We start from the raw sequence: 20725 nt of genomic DNA, 5'->3' as shown, positions 1-20725 counted from the left end.
GAAGAGTGACTATTTATTTAATAGTCAGTGAGTCTTCTGCTAATGACACCCAATATACGGATGAGTTTTCTACTTTAGCAAATTCACTTTAAACGCCATCAATGTGTCAGTTTAGTTTGACAACCCCCACTGAAAAGCATTTGATCCTAGTTCATAACGTGATAAATGGAAGTTCAGCAATGAAAAAATATTGTCTTCTGATGTTGATTTTGGGCTGGTGTTTACATTCGCCAGTAGCGGCCGCCTATGAGTGTTATCAAGCTTCACCGACATCTGAGTCACTGGAGGATGAGTATCGTAATAATGACAAGAGTCTGCGTGTGGATAAGAACGCTGAAGAGCTGCAGTTCTTGAAAAAACTTAAAGGGAAATGGAAAGGGACTGGCGAGGAAATTTCCTGTAAAGGCTCAGATGCTAACCCTGAAAAACTTCATAAAAACATGAATGTTGAAGCGGATGTAGAGGAAAGCAGCATTGTTTTGTTCAAAGCCCGCTTAGAAAAAGAGTTTCCTGCTGAACGAATCAGTCGTTCAGATACTCTGGGGCTGATTAATACGGAAAGTTTATATGCCCTAAGTGTGAACGGGCGTCATATTGAAGCCAATCAGCGAGAGTATGCGTCTAATGGTCCTGACGCGGGTGTGCGTTATCTGGAATATATGATTTCAATCGATGCACCGAGTGATGATGAAATACATGTAGAGTGGTCATTATTTACGAATGGTGTCTATGTTTTCACCCAAAAGCTTAATTTGACCAGAGATTAAAAAAGGAGCCTGAAGTGTTCAGGCTCCTTAATGGATTTGGCTTACTTCAGTAATAAGAACATCGCACGTCGGCCACGGATGATATTAAATAATAATTCCTTAGCGTCGCTGACCATCGGTTTGAACTGTTCCAGTGATGATACCGGCTGGCGATTCACTGAAGTGATAATGTCATCAGGTCTCAAACCGGCTTGCCAGGCTGGGCTACCACGTTTTACTGAATAAACCACCACACCTTCTACTTGCCCGTAATAAGGTGAGTCTTGCTCAATATCACCAAAGGTCGCACCAGATAGTTTCGGATGTACTAGCCCATCAGCAGCGGTTTTACGTGTCTGTTTGACCGTTGCCTTAATGGTTTTTGCTTTACCATTTCGAATAATATCGAGCTTGACTGTTTGACCGACAACCATCAAGCCAATGGTATTTCTCAGACTGTCAGCGTTCATTAGTGGCGTACCATCAACGGCGGTGATCACATCACCCACTTTTAAGCCAGCATCAGCAGCAGCTGAGTCAGGTATAACATGACTGACAACGGCACCTTGTTGAGATTGGATATTAAAGGCTTGAGCCAGCTCAGGTGTAATATCCTGCATCTGCACACCCAAATAGGCACGCTGAACTTCACCGTGCTCTAACAGTTGATCAGTGATCTGTTTGACTAGATTACTGGGAATGGCAAAGCCGATACCGATATTGCCAGATGAGGCACCGCCCGGTGAGAAAATAGCGGTATTAATACCCACCAGCTCGCCACGCAAGTTAACTAAGGCACCACCTGAGTTACCGGGATTAATTGAAGCATCAGTTTGAATAAAGTTTTCATAACCTTCAATGCCGAGGCCACTTCTGCCTAGTGCACTGACGATACCAGAGGTCACCGTTTGCCCCAGACCAAAAGGGTTGCCGATCGCCACAACAAAGTCACCCACACGAAGCGAGTCTGAGTCGGCCAGTGGCAAGGCAGATAAGTTTTCAGCAGGAATTTTGATAAGTGCTACATCGGTGGCAGGATCACTACCAACGATCTCAGCTTGGAAGGTCCGTCCATCATTTAATGACACTGTGACTTCATCAGCACCACGAATCACATGATTATTGGTGATGACCAGGCCTTCTTTGGCATCAATAATGACCCCAGAACCTAAACTTTGGCGTTGTCTGACTCTGGGTTGATCAGGCACATTAAAAAAGTGCCTGAAAAAAGGGTCATTCATAAAAGGGTTGTCTTGAACTCTGACTTCACTTTTCGTGGCAATATTGACCACAGCTGGTTTGGTGCGATCAAGCATTGGCGCCAAAGAGGGCATCTCGCCTTTATCAGAAAACCAGTTAAGTGGAAGTGCTGCAGATGCGACCTGGGCAATTAAAACAAATGCGGCTAACCAAACAATGGATGATTTAAAGCTGAACTTCACAACGCCTCCCGATAAAAATTATTCCAGCGACTCTCGCGGGTTAAAAGCCATTTCTTCTGCCATCTGCTGGTAAAGCTTTTTCGCTTTATCACTGTCAGCAGGCGGCACCATTATCTGCAAGACCACAAATTCGTCGCCAGGTTCTTTGCCCGGTAATCCACGTCCTTTCAGCCGCATTTTTTGACCACTACGAGCACCAGCCGGAATGGTCAGATTAATTTTTCCTGCTAAGGTGGGTACGGTAACTTTGGCACCTAAAGCCGCTTCCCATGGCGCAATAGGTAAATCCAGATACACATCTTTGTCTTCCAGACGGAAATGACGATGTGGTGCAATGTTTACTTCAAGATACAAGTCACCGGACTTGCCGCCACCGCCCGATTTACCCTGGCCTGAAAGGCGTATTTTCTTACCGGAGGCAATGCCTGCCGGGATTTTTACATTAATCGTGCCTGACTGACTGGCGCCGGCAGGACGACGAATTGTTTTGGTGGCACCGTTAAATGCATCTTCCAGAGAAATAGTAATTTTGGCATTCACATCTTCACCACGGGCAAAGAAGTTATCTCCCATGCCGCCGCCCATTCCTCCCATGCCGCCAAACATGTTTTCAAAGAAGCTGCTAAAGTTGCCACCACCAAAACCGGCATGATCATCCCAGCCTGGGGGCGGATTAAATGATTGGCCGTGACGGTAATTACTGCCGAATTGATCGTACTGAGCACGTTTTTGTTCGTCACGTAAGACTTCGTAGGCTTCACCTACTTCTTTAAATTTGTCTTCAGCGTTCGCTTCTTTACTGACATCGGGGTGATATTTTCTGGCCAGCTTCCGATAGGCCTTCTTTATCTCGTCCTGAGAAGCATCACGGGCGACACCCAAAATTTTGTAATAGTCTTTGTATTCCATAAATGGATTATGTACCTGAAATTGATCTTGATCATGTAATTGGGGATTTGAATGTCTATTTTCAATGGGTTTAGGGATTTTTCTGATGTATTAAAACCTTCTGTATGGGAAAATTTTCCCCAATCACGGGATTAATGATCATTTACAAGAGAGAATTTGGATTATGTTTTCAAAAAAACAACTCACATTAATGGTGGCTGCTGCAGCGACTACAATGTGGCAACCCGCCTTTGCCGAAGAAATGGGTGATAAAGAAGTTTCGCTTGGTGGCATGGTGGTGACAGGTACGCGTTCTGAGACACCATTACTTGAGCAAGCCGGGAATACTGGCAAAGTATCAGAAGAAGAAATCGATCTTGTGCGACCAGATCATATCAGTGAAATTCTTAATCGCGTTAGTGGTGTCAATATTCAGCACGGTAATGGTCAAGAGCATTTGACTTCAATCCGTTCACCTGTACTGACCGGTGGTGCAGGCGCAGGTTCATTCCTATTTCTTGAAGATGGTATCCCACTTCGTGCTGCTGGTTTTGCCAATGTGAATGGCTTATTTGAAGTCAACTATGAGCAGGCGGGAGGTATTGAAGTCGTTCGCGGACCGGGTAGTGCGTTATATGGTTCTAATGCGGTTCATGGCCTGGTAAACGTATTGAGTCGTGCGCCTTCTTTGGACTTAGAACGTCAGATTGATTTCTCAATCGGTCCACATGACTTATATCAAACTAAAGCCACGATAAGTGACACCGTTGGTAGACATGGTTACCGTTTGAGCGTGAATGGCACTACAGATGGAGGTTATGTCAGTGACTCAGGTTATGACCAGCAGAAAGTCAGTTTCAGACATGATTATCTGGGTGATGTTGATAGTTTCAAGACCTTATTCAGCTACACCAACCTGAATCAAGAAACTGCTGGTTATATTACGGGATATAAGGTCTATGAAGATGAAAGCTTGTCTCGTCAAAATCCCAATCCTGAAGCTTATCGTGACGCCAAGTCGTATCGTTTATCTACTGAGTGGATTCATGAATTAAGTGATACATCTTCATTCACGCTGACACCTTATGTTCGACATACTGAGATGAATTTCTTGATGCATTTCCTCTCTCCGGGTAAGCCAGTTGAGAGCAATAAACACAGTAGTGTTGGCTTGTTAAGCTCCTATACAAAAGAGCTGGATGGTGGTCATAAAATCATTTTGGGTACTGATTTTGAGTACACAGAAGGGCAATTAAAAGAAGTCCAAAATAATTCAACCACGGTCAGAGGCTTCATACCAGGCGTGCATTATGATTATGACGTTGATGCAACAGTTATTGCGCCATACGCCCATACTGAATGGCAAATCTTAGATAAAACACGCCTAATAGCAGGTGTACGTTATGAATACACCAAATACGACTACACTAACAATACAACATCTGGTGTGATAACAAGTCGATATTATCGCCCTGAATCACGCGATGACTCGTTTAATAATCTGAGTCCTAAATTAGGGTTAGTACAAGAGTTAACGGATGATACTTCTGCATTTATTAACTATGCTCGAGGTAACCGTGCTCCTCAGACAACCGATCTATATCGAATTCAGAACAATAATGGTGATCGAGCAGACTCTGAACAAATCGACAGTATCGAAGTCGGTGTCAGAAAAGTTGGGGAAGGGTTCCAGTATGAAATCACTGCCTATCATATGAGAAAGAAAGATTATTTCTTTACGGATAGCAACGATATCAACGTCAATGATGGCAAGACTAAACATACGGGTCTCGAACTCGGTATGTTCTATCCCTTTAACAGTCAGTTCGATGTGGCGGCTAATCTAACCTTTGCTAAACATGAATATGATTTCAACAGAGCAAGCTCAGATGACTACAGTACCATTGAGAGCGGCAACTATCTGGTAACAGCACCTAAACAGATGGCAAATGTCAGACTGGGTTGGAATTTCACGCCAAAAAGTCGTGCTGAGTTAGAGTGGGAACATATGGGTGAGTATTACATTAATGATGGGAATACTGCTAAGTATGATGGACATGATGTGTTTAATCTTCATGCCTCGCATCAATTAACTGAAAACCTAAAACTATATGGAAGAGTTCAAAACTTATTTAATACTGAATATGCCGAACGTGCTGACTTCAGACCAATTCCTGGTGTAAACCCTGATGGCTATCGCTACTTCGTTGGTGAAAAACGTTACCTTCATGTCGGGGCAAGTTATAGCTTCTAAGCTAGAAACGGCTTGTTAAACAAAAAAGGCGCTGAATTTCAGCGCCTTTTTTGTTTGTAACAGCAGGTTAATGGCTGGCAGCCCGGCGTTCTTCCAGCCGCCTTAAAAACTCTCGCATAATGTCATCGTATAACGCCATACCGAGATAATTATCTTCAACACCACTATCGATACTGGGGTTGTCATTGATTTCAATAATCACAATACGATTACCACTTTGTTTGATATCGAGGCCATACAGACCATTTCCTATCAACTTCGCGGCTTTTGTCGCAATTTTCAGTACTTTTTCAGGAACTTCGCTCATAGGGATAGCGGAAGATTTACCACTGGATGTGCCTTTCTTGGTGTTGTGATTGTAGATTTGCCAATGTCCTTTACTCATAAAGTACTGGCAGGCGTAGATAGGTTTGTTATTAAACATACCGATACGCCAATCATAATCGGTATACATAAATTCCTGTAACAGAATAATAGCCGACTGCTGAAAGAAGGCGGGCGCTTGCTCGCGAAGTTCATCCGCGTTGTTCACCTTAATCACACCTTTTGAAAAAGCGCCGTCAGGGATTTTCATTACCAATGGGAAGGTCGCTGTCTCACACAGTTTGTCCAGACCAGCCGTATCATTGCGATATAGCAGGTGTGAATCCGGCATAGGTAGATTGTTGGCGGATAGCAGTTCTTTTAAATAAATTTTATTGGTACAGCGAATGATCGAGGTTGGATCATCAATGACCACCAAGCCTTCACTTTCTGCGCGACGGGCAAACTTATAGGTGTGATTATGTGTGGCCGTGGTTTCACGAATAAACAAGGCATCATATTCAGCGAGACGGATGTAATCTTTCGGCGTGATCAGTTCCACATCAATACCAATACGGCGACCGCTGCTAATGAACTTCTTCAATGCGGCCATATCGCTCGGTGGCATCGTTTCTTTAGGGTTATGTAAAATGGCCATGTCGTAACGAAATTGACGGCGTTTGGCTGGTTTTCGCCATAAGCGATGACTAAAGCTATCCAGCGCTTCAGCAAAGAAGTCTTGCTCTGTTTCAGTCAGTTTATTAATCGCACCGGCTTTGATCTGGCTGATAATCCAGTGTGCGTTAAAACTAAACTCGACTTCCAGAATCGGGCAAGGGAATTGTTCAAATATTTGTCGGGCTAGTTTTTGTAATGAGGTGACGGGCGTTTGTCCAAAACAGATTTTTAATACAAAACTTTCGGCTGAGGTGGTACTGAGCTGCTTATCCAATTGTGTGGATAAGTCCGACAGATCATAGGCGTAAAGACTTTTACGGGACAGGTCGTTAATCGTCCGTAGACCGGGTAATACACGATGACCGCGTGCTTCAGCCACCATCGAGCAATAATAGCCGCGGCTGAGATAATCCAGACTTCGGCATAAATTAAGGATTTGCGCAGGTGAGTGTGTATTTTGCGACAGGGATTGTAGATAGGTATCGACATCAATTACTTGCTCGCTGGGGAAGTAAGGACTCCAGTCGTCAATATTTTCAACTATTATCAAGTGCTTAGTCATGGCTTGTCCTTACTGTTGGTCGCATAGTGGTGCTTTTTAAAAGCGAATCATAAAGTGAATAGACAGGGGATGTGATAAAAAATTTTGCATCCCTTTTTATTTGCTGGTCAAAATGGCAAAACTCACATATCCTTCGCGAAAATTTTGCACAGGAGGCCCGTTAAAATGTATGCAGATGCAGTTTTAAGCGTATTTTCGCAGCGCTATTCCAGCGCAAGAGATAAATTCATCAATAATGTTGAAACCAGCTCGATTATTGAAAGGTTAACGCATCATCCTCATCCACTCAAAGGCCCTAAAAACGAAAAGCTATTTTGTGACATCGCTTGGGCGGGCAATCCAAAAGCAGAAAATATCATCGTGTTAGTGTCTGGGTTGCATGGTGTGGAAGGTGGTGCTGGTTCTGCGATTCAAGCCGATTTTGTCACGCGTTATCGTCGTCTTCCTCCCGATGTGTGTGTGATACTTGTTCATGCCATTAACCCTTGGGGGTTTGCCTGGGCCAGCCGTGGTGATGATCAAGGTATTGATCTCAATCGTAACTTTGTTGATTTTGACAGTGAGCTGCCAGCATCGAAAGGTGCTGAAATCTGGAAAGAGCTTGAGCAGGGTAAAACGGATATCGCCACCGTGGCCCAAGATAGAGAAAAATTTGATTTACTATCTGAAGGTCAATACGAGCAACCATCAGCCCCTTACTTCGGTGGCAAAGAACCCACATGGTCACGTCAACTTATTGAGCAGCTGGCAGCACAAATTAAGCCTACTAAACGTAAACAAGTGATTGTGATTGATATTCATAGTGGTCTTGGCCCCTACGGTTTTGGTGAGCTTATCTGCGATCACCCTGTCGACAGTCAGGGGCATCAATATGCGGTCGAGTTATTTGGTGCAACGGTCACCGAACCGTCACTCGGTACATCGAGTTCAGGTACCAAATTAGGTTTACATGATTACTTTTGGCATCAACAAGGTGATAACGTGTGCTTCTTAACGCTGGAGTTCGGCACATTTGGTACTCAGCAGATGTTGCAGGTGTTATCTGATGATCAAAAACTACAACAAAAAGGCAAAATTGACTGGTCTGATGATGTCACCATGGATGTAAAACATGCTATGCAGGATTTCTTCTGCCCTGATCAAAAACAATGGCAGGAACTGGTTCTTTTCCGTGGCCGCCAGGTTATCGAAATGGCACTAGATGGACTCACTGAACATGCCAACCATAACGCCCGCTGAGTTTTTACTCCGCGAGGCGACGCTTGATGACGTTAACGCGCTCAGCAAGTTAGAAGAAGCGTGCTTTGAAACAGATCGTATTTCAAGGCGCAGCTTCAAATGGATGATCAAAAAAGGCCATAATTTGTTGCTGGTGGCCACAAGCAATGAGCAGTTGGTGGCCTATGTGTTGTTACTTTACTCACAAGGCACATCGCTTGGCCGTGTTTACTCATTAGCTGTTGATGCTCATTATCGTAAAGCTGGTATTGCTGCCAAATTAATGCAGGAAGCCGAGACGCAGGCACTGGATGACGGTCGAAGTTTTCTGCGTCTAGAAGTTCGTCCTGATAATTTTGGCGCTATCAAGCTATATGAGAAGTTGGGTTATCAGCCGTTTGATATTGTCAGCGACTTCTATGAGGATCATGCAGATGCTATCCGCATGATGAAAGTGCTGCATCATGTACCAGAAGTCACCCATCCTGAAGTTTCACATTACTCTCAATCGACCGATTTTACCTGTGGACCGGCTTGCCTGATGATGGCGATGAAGAGTATGGATGAGGAGTTAGCCCTCACTCGTCAGCTTGAATTGCAATTATGGCGCGAGGCCACCACTATTTTTATGACCTCAGGTCATGGTGGCTGCAGTCCACAAGGTTTGGCACTAGCTGCTAATGAGCGCGGTTTGAAAACTACCTTGGTTTGTAACTCAGACGATATTCCTTTTATCAATGGTGTGCGTAGCGAAGAAAAGAAGTCCGTTATTGAATGTGTGCATCAGGACTTTATTGAAAAAATAGCGCGATCTGATATCAAACAAGTGAAAGCACCAGTGGATTCTGCTTTGCTAAGAGAGTACCTCTCCAAAGGTTCATTAGCGTTGGTTCTGATTAGTTCTTATCGTCTCAATCAGAGTAAATCACCTCACTGGATTTTGGTGGTGTCTGTCTCCGATACCTTTGTGTATTTTCATGATCCGGATGTGGACTGGGATGATAATAAAAGTGTCACCGACAGTGGTTACATTCCCGTCACACACAAAGAGTTTAACCGCATGATTGGCTACGGCAAACCACGCTATCAAGCTGCCGTCATCGTCAGTCCGGCTAATAAAAAATGAACTTTATTCACCTGCGGGCAGTCGGTTTTGCTTGCAGGAGATAACTATGATCGAAAAACTAAAACAGATATTTTCATCCACCTTAGGTGATAACACTGATGCTTATCTAGCGAATCAGCAGCAGTCTAAAGTGTTGGCAGCCGTCGCGTTAATGATTGAAATCATTGCGGTGGATAATGAGCAACATGAAACAGAAAAGGCCATGTTACGGCAGATCCTTGCCAGTCAGTTTGATGTTGAAGACAGCGATGCGGAGAAACTAATTGCTGATGCTGAAAGAGCACACAGCGAAGCCACCGACTTTTACCGCTTCACCGCCGATATCAATCAGCAGTACAACGAGCAAGAGAAAATTGAATTGATTGAAATGCTCTGGCAAATTGCCTGGGCCGATCACGAATTACAAGACATAGAAGAGCATGTGATTCGTAAGCTCGCCAGTTTGCTTTATGTCTCTCATAAAGACTTTATTGCTACTAAACTTAAAGTGGTTGGCGAGCCGAGTTAGAACTGAAAGGCTACAGCTATTTTTTTATTAAAAATAATCCTTAAAAATCAAACGCACAGATAACACCACTATTGCTAAATAATTTCCAAAACGATAATGTATCTCATTATCACTTGTGAAGTAGTTCTATTAATAATGGCTGTGCAAACACTGGAATCACTTTATTCAGAGCATCATCATTGGCTTCAGAGTTGGATCCGTTCTCGATTAAATAATGTTGAGCAAGCTCAAGATCTCACGCAGGAGACTTTCATCAAGGTATTGATAAAGGGGCGTGAGCATGAATTCAACTCACCCAAAGCATATTTAAGCAGTATTGCACGTGGTTTACTGGTCGACTTTTTCCGCCGCCGCACAGTTGAGCAGGCCTATCTCGATGCGCTGCAAGTTCAGCCAGAACAACACAGTATTTCTGCCGAACAGCATCATCTCATTATCGACACCTTATTACAGATCGAAAAAATGCTGGATGCGATGAGCGAGCGCGGGCGACAAATATTTCTGCTGGCCCAGTTGGATGGGCTTTCCTTTGCTGAAATTGGCAGGCAACTAAATGTGTCGGTAACGACCGTTCGTAAGCACTTTATTCGTGCCATGACACAGTGCCTGTTACTGATTGAAGATTAAACGATGAAGCTGAATGAAGATATTTTGACTCAGGCGGCCAGTTGGTTTGTGGATCTTCGCAATGCACAGCCCGGAGATGTCATATATCAAGCACATCAGGCATGGCTAGATGCCGATAACCGTCATTATGATGCCTGGAAAAGGGTGGAACGTTTACAGAAACAACTGCAATTAGTGCCTACGGAAATCAGACATGAGACCTTGGAAAAAGCGCGTCACTCGCGCCGCCAGTTAATCAAAACACTGGTCGTGGTATTAACCGTGGGAAGTGCTGGAGGCGTGGCTTATCAACAGAGAGCACTGTCGAGTCTGGTTGCACAACACCGCACGGGTACAGGCGAGCGTAAAACCATAGAGCTGGCTGACGGCAGCAAAGTGTATCTGAATACAAGTACCGCCTTAGACGTTAACTTCAGTGACAATGTCAGGGAGTTAACCTTATACCGTGGTGAAGTCATTATTGAGACTGGCAAAGGCGTGCCATCGCAAGATTTTATTGTAAAAACGGCACAAGGATCAGTGAAGGCGCTGGGCACCCGGTTTCAGGTTCGAAGTCATGATCGAGAGACCTGGGTCGGTGTCAGTAAACATGCTGTGGAAGTGAAGTCCGAAAAAGCCAATAAAGCGGTCAAAGTTCAGGCAGGACATTGCATGCGTTTTGATGTATTAAAACATAGCCCGTTAAATTTAATGCCAGTGAATATGGATGCCTGGACACAGGGTATGTTGATTGTCAGTAACTGGCGATTGGATCAGTTTATCAATGAACTGGCTCGCTATCATAAAGGGGCGCTACGCTGTGATGCTGCTGTGGCTTCTCTGCGTATTTCCGGGGCATTTAATATCAACAATACGTCATCCGTATTAGAAAATCTCAGTAGTACCCTACCTGTTAAAGTCCATTATTTCACCCGCTATTGGGCACAAGTTGAACCTGCCTGACTATTTTTTTGTTTAAGGGGGTTAACGATTCGGGGTTCTCGTTCGGCCTGTTAGATAAGAGCGTTATCGCTAACCGTATTATCTAAATTAATTAACAGGACCAAGAATGAAACACGCCTCTTTCTTACCCTTAAGTTTATCGCCATTAAGTCGACAACTCGTCATGGCTGGAATGCTAACCACGGCTTTGGTGAGCACCGATCTTATTATCAACATCAGTCATGCAGATAGTGTGACTCAACAACAAAGCTTTAATATTCAGGCCGGCTCACTTGAATCAGCGCTCAATCAGTTTGCTGTGCAAAGTGGAATTACTGTCTCTTTTAGCCCAGATGTGGTCGCCGGTATTCAGGCCGACCGATTTCAAGGTACGGCCGCACCATCCACGTTAATCACTCAGCTCTTAGCTGATACTGGTTTACAGGCGACCTTATTAGCCAATGGCAGTTATTCCATTAGCAAAAAATCAGCACCTGTTGCCGTCACACCCAAACAAAAACAAAGTGTTGAATTAGACGATATGTTGATAACCTCAACACGTTCTGACACCCAGCTAAAAGATTCGCCACAAGTGGTCACAGTGATTAATCGTGAGCAGATTGAACAGCAAATGGAGATGAGTAGTGACACCTCTCAGATTCTGAGTAACTTGTTGCCTTCATTCTCGCCAAGTCGTCAGAAGCTCACCAGTGGAGGCGAAACATTCCGTGGACGTTCACCATTATTTCTGATTGATGGTGTGCCACAAAGTAATCCACTGCGAGATGGCCAGCGTGATGGTCATACTATTGATATGTCGATGGTCGAACGTGTTGAGGTGATTCATGGTGCCAGCGCTATTCATGGTTTAGGCGCGACCGGCGGCATTATCAACTTTATTACCCGTCGTCCGAGCCAGGATACACTCAAACAAAGCATGAATGTGCAAATAACGACACCAACCGGTGAGTTTGGTGATGAAACCTCGGGGTATCGCAGTGATTACAACCTGAGCGGTAGTAAAAATGACTTTGAATATACCTTGGGTTTGAGCTATGAAAGACAAGGTGTGTTTCTGGATGCTGATGGCACCGAAATCGGGGTAGATAATGTGCAGGGTGACATTATGAACTCGAAAAGTTATGACTTGTTCACCAAGTTGGGTTACTGGATAGACGATGATCAGCACATAGAAGCTTCCCTCAACCGTTATCAGGTCAAAGGTGGCAATGATTATGTCAGCGTTGATGGTGATATTGAAAAAGGGGAACCGACTACATCAGTTAGAGGAACCCCTGTCGGTGAGGCGCCATACAATCGGGTGTTAACCACCAGTCTGAAATACCAAAATTATGATTTAGCTGGGATGGAATTTACCGCCCAGGCATACAGACAAGAGTTTGAAGCATTATTTGGCGCACTGACATCCAGCAGTTTTTATGAGCCAACATTGGCGCCTGATAGTATTGATCAAACCCAAATTGAATCAGTGAAAAAAGGGGCTAAATTCACCTTAGTGAAAGATGGTTTGCTGGATGATAAGTTAAAAGTCACAACAGGTTTTGATTTGCTTGAAGACAGTTCTTCTCAGAACTTAGCTATGACAAACCGTAGTTATGTACCTGAAGTGGTATATAAAAACTACGCGCCTTTCCTACAGTTACAACTTCAGCCAATTGAGGCGGTAGTGCTTCATGCTGGTGTTCGTTACGAACATTCAGAATTGGACGTGGATGATTTTACAACGGTATACGGTAAAGGTGCTGTTGATGTGAAAGGCGGCAATCCCGATTTTAGTGAGACGCTGTTCAATGGTGGTGTGGTTATCAGTCCATTGTCATGGCTGAGTGTGTTTGCTAATTACTCAGAAGGTTTTGGTATGCCAGATGTGGGGCGGGTTTTACGTGAAGTGAGTGTTGCCGGTACCAGTGTGGATGGATTGCTTGATCTTGAGCCAATCATAACCACGAACAGAGAAGTAGGCATTCGGCTAAACTGGGACGCGATCGATTTCGAAGTCAGTTATTATGAATCTGATTCGGACTTAGGTTCCAGATTGTCGGCGAATGCAGACAATACCCAATATATGGTTAACCGTGAAAAACAAGAAATTAACGGTGCCGAAGCCAACTTAGGCTGGAAAGTAAACGATGGTCACAAGCTAAACCTGGCGTATTCCTATATCCGGGGACGTTATGACAGTGATGATGACGGTAAAGTTGATACTGATCTGAATGGCCAAAATATTCCACCCAATCGATTAATCGCCAGCTGGCAGGCTGAATGGACCCCAAAACTTTCCTCATTTGTGCAAGCCAGTTATAACTTTGATCGTAACTTCGATGAAGAAGCCGGGGATGATGAAGAACAGTTCAAAGCCTATGGCCTGATTGATGCCACTATGGCGTATAAACTCTCTACCGGTAAGATCCATGCTGGAGTAACAAACCTGCTCAATAAGGATTATTTCAGCTACTCATCCCAAACCAGTTATGGCTCAGATACCCGTAACTTTAAAGGCCGTGGCCGAACATTAACCATTGGTTATTCGCTGGACTTCTAGAAAGAGATGACATAGCCATCAATTTGATGGCTATGTCATTGATAGACCTATTTATTAATTAGACAGATAACGTTGTTTTCTATTTTGAATTAACGGCGTCACTGGTTTTATCTTTGCGTGTGAGTGCGAAGACAAGCCAGACAATGAACAAAGGGATGAGTAATGGCAGAAGAAAAGGGAAGACCATAGAAAAAGAGGCGAGACAGAAAAAAACCAGGAAACCCAGTACGATAAGCCCAATGCCTGTGAACATAAAAGCCAATAATATACCCATACAAAGTAAGAGTATGGGCACAAAAATGATGCCACCGGCTTCGATGAGATGTTTTAAGGGGCCAGTAACTTGCTCGCCATTGTAGGTGATGGTCGCATTGGATGGCATCAGGCTTAAGGCTCCGATGATGAGCAACAGAAACGCAATCAACAAGGCCACTTTTTTCATTAATTTAAAACCTTTCCTGCTCAACTTACCTGAATGGTGATCTTCATAGTGTGTAATATGATCACGGCTATGCATCTTTGGACTTTGCTTTCAGCATCAAGTTGCTGAGACGTTATGCTCTTTCATCCCCAGACTGAATATAACCCATCCATTCTTCAATCGGCATGGTGCCACCTTCATCGGCGACTTGATTTAATTCATGCTCACGTAACACATCTTGCATCATATCAACGCGTTTCCAGGCGGCGACTGGTGTTTTGCATTCTTGTTTAGGAATATAACGGGAGTCTTTGACTTTCTGATAGCGGTGAACATAACGCGGGCAGTTTTGCCACAGTTCAGATACGGTCACCCGAACGATCATTTCAGCTTCTTTCCACTCTCCCATAAGTGGATCGTCACTTGAGGCGATGGCCTTACCTTGCACACGAATTCGATGTGGTTTCTCAAAATCAATAAATAATAAACCCACTTCAGGGTTGCCTTGAATATTCCCCATCGAGTAATACATGCCATTGCCGTCATAACTGGGGAAGGCAATCGTTTTTTCATCCAGCACTTTGATAAAGCAGCCAGCTTCGCCACCTTTATAAGACACGGTTGGCCGACCACGCTCATCAACCGTGGTCAGGAAGAACATATCGCGACTTTCAAGGAAGGCTTTAGCATTGTCATCTATCTCTGTGACAAGGGCGACTTCCTCCACCCGATCAGCCAGTTCACGGCTATTAAAACTATCTTGAAGGGCGCGGTGTTTATCATTATAGAGTCTGCTCATACATTTTCTCTCTGTGTTTCTATTTGTTTTTAATAAGCCTCCATTGTATATAAACATCTGGTGACGATATGGGCAAATACAACATTAAAACCTCTGCTCTATGCCTATTTTATAAAGAGCGAGGTGCAGGTCGGTAAGACCAGACGCTGTCAATGATTTGACTGTGATAAACACGTTTATATGTCGCTCGTCCTAATAATCCAAAGCCAACAGCCATGATGAAAGCCACTATATCGACCATCAATGTATTCAAGTCGGTATGCATCCACAGCCCTGTTGCTGGAATAATGATGCTAAGTAAGCTGGTAACCGGAATGGCGACAGTAAGAGTGGCAGCAGCGTAGAGCAATTCAACCAAACTTCTTGCGGCTCCACGAATAAAGCTCCATGCAATAGTGGCAAAAAACGTCAAGTAATATACCCATTGGAAATGGAGGTATGTGGCCTGTGCTTCTAATGCCAACCATTTACTGCTGGCCAGCATCAACGAGATGCCACAGACACTGCCAAGACAAATTCCAACCGTGAGCGAGGCCATGACTTTGACATCTTTACGCTGATTAAACAGCCTGCCATCAGGCTTGCTGTGACGACGTCGGTTTTCTACCCACAATAAATTGCCTGTATAGAACAGCCATGCACCAGCTAAGCCTAGAATGAAATAAGCCCAACGTATTGGCGAGCCGCCAAAGGTGGCAAAGTGCAAGGCAAAAAAACTACTGACAGCAATCATTTCTCCCGGTTGTTGACCGGGTAAATAATCGGTAGATTGCACCTCACCACTGTATGGATTGATTGCGATAAATCCGCCCGGTGCTCTGGGAGCGATAGCATCAGCATCATTACCCCAAATCATCACACTGGCCCGCGGCGTGGTGATGCCTGAATATTCCAGTTGATAGGGGACAAATGATGGGGCGATTTCTCTGGCGGTTGCCAGTAATTCTTCTGGCGATAACATGGTAGCGGGATCCGTACTTTGTTCAGGATTCGGCTTGGGTGCACTGGAAAATAATGCCTGACGCAACTGGCCCTCGTGAATGAGTTTGTCCTGTACGTCGTAAATAAGATCATGATAAGCAAACCCAAAGGCCGTTATCGCCATAATCAAGTGAAAGGGCAGGCTGGTCACACCCACCACATTATGGGCATCAAGCCAGACCCGCTTTGGTTTTCTGCCTAGACGGAAAGCAAAGAGTTCTTTCACCAAAATGGGTAATAGAATAATTAAACCTGATACCAGAGCCAGGGTATAAAAAATGGCAAAAATACCCATAATCCAGCGGTTTGGATCACTGTCTACAGGTAGACCTACAACCCGGTGGAGGGTGTCAATAAATTGAGCAACAGTGGCTGGATAAACTTCTGTCGTGACTAAGTCTTGGTGTTCATCCAACTGTGCACTGAAATAACGCAGTGAGGAAACATCATGATCCCCGCCTTTTTCACCTTCGACTGTCCACATGATTTGCTGTGTGTGATGTGTTTCAGGGTTTAGGTTTAATTGTATGCGCTGAGCGGCTTCCGGGTGGGATTTTATAACTCGGCCAAGCACAGAAGGAACGGCAGATAAACTAATTGACTCTGAATGCTGAAGGGGAGGCGTTGCCCAATGGCTGATGGGTTCTTTAAAAATGGTCAATGCGCCTGCATAAAAGGCGATGAACAATGCCATACCACTGATAATACCGACCCACGTATGCAGCGATTTATAGGTACGAATAATGTCTGCTTTTACTTTCATGTGGGATTTATCTCAGAATGATTTAAATAAAAAATACAGTGCATACAGCACGACATTAGTCAGTCCCAGCCAAAACCAGGCGCGAGTGCCAGAGCGAAATAAAAAGCAGGTACTCAGTAATGTAAGCCAGACAGGTCCCACTAACCACATCATCAGTTGGGCTTCGGCACTTGGCCCGATGGGCAGTGGCAGCAGGAAAAATAAACCGCAGATGGCCATCGCTGCCAAAAAGCCTAAAAGGATGCCGGCTAGGGATTTACTGAGCCAGTCTGTTCGAAATGAAGAGTCAGCCATTAGCGTGTTCTCCTAAGTGATTTCCAGGCACCTACATATGGAAATAACACAAGCAGTAGCATCACCCAGACCATGAGCATGAACACGCCCGCTACCGCCTGCATTGAGCTGATGACTAACATCAGACTTATAATGAGCAGTATCAATCCGCTATGACGTAGCCTTGGCGCGGGCCAGGTTATGGTGCTTTTTAACCAAAGTTGATGACGCGATGCTAAATAAACACACACACATCCGGCAAACGATAGTAGTAATGCGACATAGGAATAAATGGACATACTATAGGCTCTCGAAAAAAACCAAGCAGCCTTCGATAACGGCTGCTTGGTTTTTGCTGTGATTTAAGACTTAAAAGAACGAATATGTGGCGGCTATACCCACTGTACGAGGGTCAATCACATCCTTAAAGCCTTGTGTATATTGTGCGGTAATAGGGTAAACAACACGCTCAGCATATTTGTCTGTTACATTGTTGACGTAAGCAGAAAGTGATAATTGACCTATTTCATAGTTTGCTCGAAGGTTGATCACGGAGTAACCGCCCACTTTTTGATCGTCCGAGTTATCAATATCACCATAATAGCCACCGATATATTGAATATTGCCTCCGAAATTAAAATTATCGGTCAGGAAGTAGGTTGCCCCGAGGTTGGCTGTTTTTTTCGGTGCCGTGCTCAGTTGATTGCCCGTCGCAGATGTGTAGTCATCACCACCATCAATAACTTCAGTGTGTAATAGTCCTAATGAGGCTGTCACTTCAATATCATCAGTTACCCATGCAACACCCTCTAACTCGGCGCCATAGGTTTCGGCAGTATCGATATTAATGATACGACGGCTGGAAACACCCTGATAACCATCATATTCATTAAAGAATAGGTTGGCATTCAGTGTATATCGGCCATCATCAAATTCATTACGACTAAAGATTTCGTATGTATCCACACGTTCCTCATCGTAGTAATAATAATCACCGGCAGTAATATCTAATGCACCACCGCCTGAGTTATATCCCTTTCTATAACTTATACCGACAGTTGAGGTGTCTGAAAATGCATACTTAAGCGCGACAGAAGGTAACAAAATTTTATTATCTTCCTTCAAGTCTGCAGAGATGTTACGAGAGGTATAATCGAAATGACGATCCTGCTCTTCTTTTTGATAGCGAAGCCCAGTGGTTAAGATCCATTTCTCTGCCAAACCAAAATTGAGTTCGGAGTAGAGTGCTTTGGCATTGCTGTCATCATCTCCAGAATAAACGCTGCCACCAAGACTTTTAATGGATTGATCACGCTTAAAATATGAGAGTCCTATTAAGCCATTGAAAGCGTCACTATCCTGGCCAAAATTGAGTTTGAGATCGACGTCTTTGTTATCTTCACTAAAGTTGGCAGATTGCTTTGAGGAAGGGAGAGGGTCATAGCTATCAAAACTAAGTTGGTAATTCATTTTAGATACGAGCATATCGACTGACATGCTGTCGTTGAGTTGATATGACATGTCGAGGCTAATTGTTTCGTTTTCGGTGTCCATATCGCGAATTAAAGAGTCAATTTTATTGTAGCCACCCACACCATCATTTCTGAAGTAACGTCTGCCCGCATCGCCTTCTTCTTTATATTTTGAATACGTAAACAAGGCCTTAAAGTCATCAGTTGGTGTCCAAAGTAGCTTATACCGACCTTGTTGAGTATCCAGTTCATTTAAATCTAGGTTGGTTGGATTGGTGCTAAATGGTTCATTACTGGTTGTTGTTTCTCCATCAACAGCCTGCCCAGCAAACCGGAAGGCTAGTGTATTTTCGATAATTGGACCTGAAAGCATCACCGCCTTATCAAAGTACTTATCTTTATTACGATAGCCTAAGCGTACTGCTCCATCCCAATCGAAAGAGGGATCTTTCGTTTTGATATACATCGCACCGGCGATACTGTTACGGCCATTATTTGTCGATTGTGGTCCTCTATAAACTTCAACTTGTTCCAAATCCCATAATCCTGAGCTACCCGTAAGATCGGCGACAAAGGGTTGTGCTACCCCATCAATCAGTGTGGTGAATCTGGCATTGGCTCCACCAGTGACTGAGAGAAAGCCTCCGGCAGCACCATTACCCGTGATGCCACGAACATTTGGCACGGCTCCAGTTTCAACGACGACGTTTGGTACGGTTGCGATGACATCCTGAAACGACTGATATTGAGTACTATTGAGTTCCTCTTCATGGATAACAGCGACGGAGGAGGAGGTGTCCTTCAGGGTTTTTGTTTCTTTTTCACCTTTAACCACAATATTATTGAGCTGCACACGATTATTTGCTTTCTCGATCGGATCTGATGTGTTGTCCTCAGCTAGGACATGTGTACTGAGGCAAGCGTAGATCATGGCTGTTAAAATATGTTTTTTCATAAATCCCCTTAACAATAAGCGTTGAACGATTTCTTTCTTATTTTTGTAAATGAAAATCATTATCATTATATAATGGAACTAACAGCTAAGTTCCTTAAAAGAGTTATGAGTAAACGTCATAGTGTTATGAAAAATCATCAGTCAGATGAAATAGGGGTATCAGGTGAAGACTCAGGTTTTACCGATGTCGAACAGAATGACTCTTCGTCAAACAAACAAGGCAATCAGGTGACGGCAACACTGGATAATATGGTTTATCTGTCTGAGCTGAATCGAATGAATGTACGTTACGTCAGTTTTTCACAAGACACGGCTCAGGATGAAGTCATTCTAAAAGGCCTCTTTCATCATCATTTTGATCGACATGGTCTGTCTGTGCATGCCGGTAACTTAATAGAAATGTCGGATAGAACCAGCTTTGCAGAACTGCCTCCGGCGATCAGCATGACTATCTTATTTGACGGAAAAGTGTCATTTTCGCTTGGCTCACAACGCTATCAGCTAGGTTGTCTTGGTGAGGGCAGTGTGGAATGTTCCGCTTTTATTATTAACCAACCTGAAGTGCTTAGTCGCCGTTTTGAACGCGGTATGCATGTGAATAAACTGAATATATTTATCGAACGACAATGGCTTGAGGTAAGAGCGACTACACCAGACGAAAGGCATCATATTCAACAGCTATTTCATGACCATGCTGCTTTTTACCACTGGCAAGCTTCTGATGTTGTTGCAAAGCTGGCCAGTGATTATTTATTTAAAGCCCAACACACATCTCTTCAGGATGAGTTACTGAAAGAGGCGATCATCTTTCAACTGATCGCTGAAAACTTGAAGGTATTAACCTTACTTCATCGAGCAGAAAGACCACAAAATACAGATCAATCCTATGCAACTGCATCACAGGAAAACCAACTAAGACATCAAATTGATGACATGATGATGCAATCCATGACCATTGCAGAAATGTCTTCAGCGATAGGGCTGAGTGTGAGTACCTTACAACGTAAATTTAAAACGACCTATGGGGTGACGGTGAATAACTACTGTCGTCAACGACGTCTGGATATGGCAAAAAAAGCATTATTGGTCGAAAAAAAATCGATTGGTGAAGCCGCCTTTATTGCAGGCTATGGACACCCGTCAAATTTTATTACCGCCTTTAAAAAGCGTTTCAAACTTACCCCTTCAGAACTGGTTGCCACCATTTTGCCCTGATGATTCGGCA

At 44.0% G+C, this 20725-nt stretch carries 17 protein-coding genes; 9 read left to right on the top strand and 8 right to left on the bottom strand.

Translation table 11 applies throughout. The annotated features are described in order from the left end of the window. Window positions 1-179: 179 nt before the first annotated feature. Window positions 180-767, top strand: coding sequence for a hypothetical protein (locus tag QQL60_RS12175; protein ID WP_284723478.1), 588 nt, complete (start codon window positions 180-182; stop codon window positions 765-767). 41 nt (window positions 768-808) lie between these two features. On the opposite strand, the gene QQL60_RS12170 is transcribed toward QQL60_RS12175, so the two are convergent. Beyond that, a complete protein-coding gene (locus QQL60_RS12170) occupies window positions 809-2188 on the bottom strand; it encodes a DegQ family serine endoprotease (protein ID WP_273179385.1) in 1380 nt (459 codons plus the stop codon). A gap of 18 nt (window positions 2189-2206) precedes the next feature. Then, on the bottom strand, window positions 2207-3097 hold the full coding sequence (locus QQL60_RS12165) for a DnaJ C-terminal domain-containing protein (RefSeq protein WP_284723477.1): 891 nt from the start codon (window positions 3095-3097) through the stop codon (window positions 2207-2209). A 163-nt stretch (window positions 3098-3260) separates the two neighbouring features. Here QQL60_RS12165 and QQL60_RS12160 point away from each other — a divergent pair, with 163 nt between their 5' ends. After that, a complete protein-coding gene (locus QQL60_RS12160) occupies window positions 3261-5330 on the top strand; it encodes a TonB-dependent receptor (RefSeq protein WP_284723476.1) in 2070 nt (689 codons plus the stop codon). Window positions 5331-5397: 67 nt separating this feature from the next. Here QQL60_RS12160 and QQL60_RS12155 read toward each other — a convergent pair whose 3' ends face one another. After that, complete coding sequence (locus QQL60_RS12155) at window positions 5398-6873, bottom strand: RimK family alpha-L-glutamate ligase (protein ID WP_007144126.1); 1476 nt, start codon at window positions 6871-6873, stop codon at window positions 5398-5400. Window positions 6874-7038: 165 nt separating this feature from the next. Between QQL60_RS12155 and QQL60_RS12150 the strand changes: the two genes are divergently transcribed. The 6 genes from QQL60_RS12150 to QQL60_RS12125 all read left to right on the top strand — a co-directional run bounded on the left by QQL60_RS12150 (window position 7039) and on the right by QQL60_RS12125 (window position 13836). Beyond that, entirely contained in the window at window positions 7039-8112 is a 1074-nt protein-coding gene (locus QQL60_RS12150; protein ID WP_284723475.1) for a DUF2817 domain-containing protein, read from the top strand. Next, on the top strand, window positions 8090-9217 hold the full coding sequence (locus tag QQL60_RS12145) for a GNAT family N-acetyltransferase/peptidase C39 family protein (protein WP_284723474.1): 1128 nt from the start codon (window positions 8090-8092) through the stop codon (window positions 9215-9217). Before QQL60_RS12150 ends, QQL60_RS12145 begins: the two co-directional genes overlap by 23 nt. Window positions 9218-9263: 46 nt before the next feature. Next, entirely contained in the window at window positions 9264-9725 is a 462-nt protein-coding gene (locus QQL60_RS12140; RefSeq protein WP_284723473.1) for a tellurite resistance TerB family protein, read from the top strand. 135 nt (window positions 9726-9860) lie between these two features. Next, on the top strand, window positions 9861-10352 hold the full coding sequence (locus QQL60_RS12135) for a sigma-70 family RNA polymerase sigma factor (RefSeq protein WP_284723472.1): 492 nt from the start codon (window positions 9861-9863) through the stop codon (window positions 10350-10352). A 3-nt stretch (window positions 10353-10355) separates the two neighbouring features. After that, window positions 10356-11294, top strand: a complete 939-nt coding sequence (locus tag QQL60_RS12130) for a FecR domain-containing protein (RefSeq protein WP_284723471.1) — start codon at window positions 10356-10358, stop codon at window positions 11292-11294. 106 nt (window positions 11295-11400) lie between these two features. Beyond that, on the top strand, window positions 11401-13836 hold the full coding sequence (locus QQL60_RS12125; RefSeq protein WP_284723470.1) for a TonB-dependent receptor: 2436 nt from the start codon (window positions 11401-11403) through the stop codon (window positions 13834-13836). Between the two features lie 79 nt (window positions 13837-13915). Here QQL60_RS12125 and QQL60_RS12120 read toward each other — a convergent pair whose 3' ends face one another. The 5 genes from QQL60_RS12120 to QQL60_RS12100 all read right to left on the bottom strand — a co-directional run bounded on the left by QQL60_RS12120 (window position 13916) and on the right by QQL60_RS12100 (window position 19500). After that, a complete protein-coding gene (locus tag QQL60_RS12120) occupies window positions 13916-14353 on the bottom strand; it encodes a hypothetical protein (protein WP_284723469.1) in 438 nt (145 codons plus the stop codon). 37 nt (window positions 14354-14390) lie between these two features. Beyond that, window positions 14391-15056, bottom strand: a complete 666-nt coding sequence (locus QQL60_RS12115; protein WP_284723468.1) for a pyridoxamine 5'-phosphate oxidase family protein — start codon at window positions 15054-15056, stop codon at window positions 14391-14393. Window positions 15057-15165: 109 nt separating this feature from the next. Beyond that, a complete protein-coding gene (locus QQL60_RS12110) occupies window positions 15166-16800 on the bottom strand; it encodes a PepSY-associated TM helix domain-containing protein (protein ID WP_284723467.1) in 1635 nt (544 codons plus the stop codon). 12 nt (window positions 16801-16812) lie between these two features. After that, window positions 16813-17094, bottom strand: coding sequence for a hypothetical protein (locus tag QQL60_RS12105; RefSeq protein ID WP_284723466.1), 282 nt, complete (start codon window positions 17092-17094; stop codon window positions 16813-16815). Window positions 17095-17442: 348 nt separating this feature from the next. Next, window positions 17443-19500: a TonB-dependent receptor gene (locus QQL60_RS12100; protein ID WP_284723465.1), complete on the bottom strand. Its 2058-nt coding sequence runs from the start codon at window positions 19498-19500 to the stop codon at window positions 17443-17445. Between the two features lie 105 nt (window positions 19501-19605). On the opposite strand from QQL60_RS12100, the gene QQL60_RS12095 reads away from it, so the two are divergent. After that, window positions 19606-20715 (top strand): helix-turn-helix transcriptional regulator, encoded by a 1110-nt coding sequence (locus QQL60_RS12095; protein ID WP_284723464.1) that lies wholly within the window; start codon window positions 19606-19608, stop codon window positions 20713-20715. Window positions 20716-20725: the final 10 nt, after the last annotated feature.

Origin of the sequence: Methylophaga thalassica (assembly GCF_030159795.1) — a bacterium.
In the GTDB taxonomy this organism is placed as follows: Bacteria; Pseudomonadota; Gammaproteobacteria; order Nitrosococcales; family Methylophagaceae; genus Methylophaga; species Methylophaga thalassica.
This window is presented reverse-complemented; position numbering and strand designations above follow the sequence as displayed.

Coding starts and splice junctions, on each gene's coding strand:
- QQL60_RS12140 (WP_284723473.1), top strand. CDS start 9,264: ATGATCGAAAAACTAAAACAGATATTTTCATCCACCTTAGGTGATAAC.
- QQL60_RS12115 (WP_284723468.1), bottom strand. CDS start 15,056: ATGAGCAGACTCTATAATGATAAACACCGCGCCCTTCAAGATAGTTTT.
- QQL60_RS12150 (WP_284723475.1), top strand. CDS start 7,039: ATGTATGCAGATGCAGTTTTAAGCGTATTTTCGCAGCGCTATTCCAGC.
- QQL60_RS12160 (WP_284723476.1), top strand. CDS start 3,261: ATGTTTTCAAAAAAACAACTCACATTAATGGTGGCTGCTGCAGCGACT.
- QQL60_RS12120 (WP_284723469.1), bottom strand. CDS start 14,353: ATGCATAGCCGTGATCATATTACACACTATGAAGATCACCATTCAGGT.
- QQL60_RS12135 (WP_284723472.1), top strand. CDS start 9,861: ATGGCTGTGCAAACACTGGAATCACTTTATTCAGAGCATCATCATTGG.
- QQL60_RS12100 (WP_284723465.1), bottom strand. CDS start 19,500: ATGAAAAAACATATTTTAACAGCCATGATCTACGCTTGCCTCAGTACA.
- QQL60_RS12095 (WP_284723464.1), top strand. CDS start 19,606: ATGAGTAAACGTCATAGTGTTATGAAAAATCATCAGTCAGATGAAATA.
- QQL60_RS12165 (WP_284723477.1), bottom strand. CDS start 3,097: ATGGAATACAAAGACTATTACAAAATTTTGGGTGTCGCCCGTGATGCT.
- QQL60_RS12125 (WP_284723470.1), top strand. CDS start 11,401: ATGAAACACGCCTCTTTCTTACCCTTAAGTTTATCGCCATTAAGTCGA.
- QQL60_RS12105 (WP_284723466.1), bottom strand. CDS start 17,094: ATGGCTGACTCTTCATTTCGAACAGACTGGCTCAGTAAATCCCTAGCC.
- QQL60_RS12145 (WP_284723474.1), top strand. CDS start 8,090: ATGCCAACCATAACGCCCGCTGAGTTTTTACTCCGCGAGGCGACGCTT.
- QQL60_RS12110 (WP_284723467.1), bottom strand. CDS start 16,800: ATGAAAGTAAAAGCAGACATTATTCGTACCTATAAATCGCTGCATACG.
- QQL60_RS12155 (WP_007144126.1), bottom strand. CDS start 6,873: ATGACTAAGCACTTGATAATAGTTGAAAATATTGACGACTGGAGTCCT.
- QQL60_RS12130 (WP_284723471.1), top strand. CDS start 10,356: ATGAAGCTGAATGAAGATATTTTGACTCAGGCGGCCAGTTGGTTTGTG.
- QQL60_RS12175 (WP_284723478.1), top strand. CDS start 180: ATGAAAAAATATTGTCTTCTGATGTTGATTTTGGGCTGGTGTTTACAT.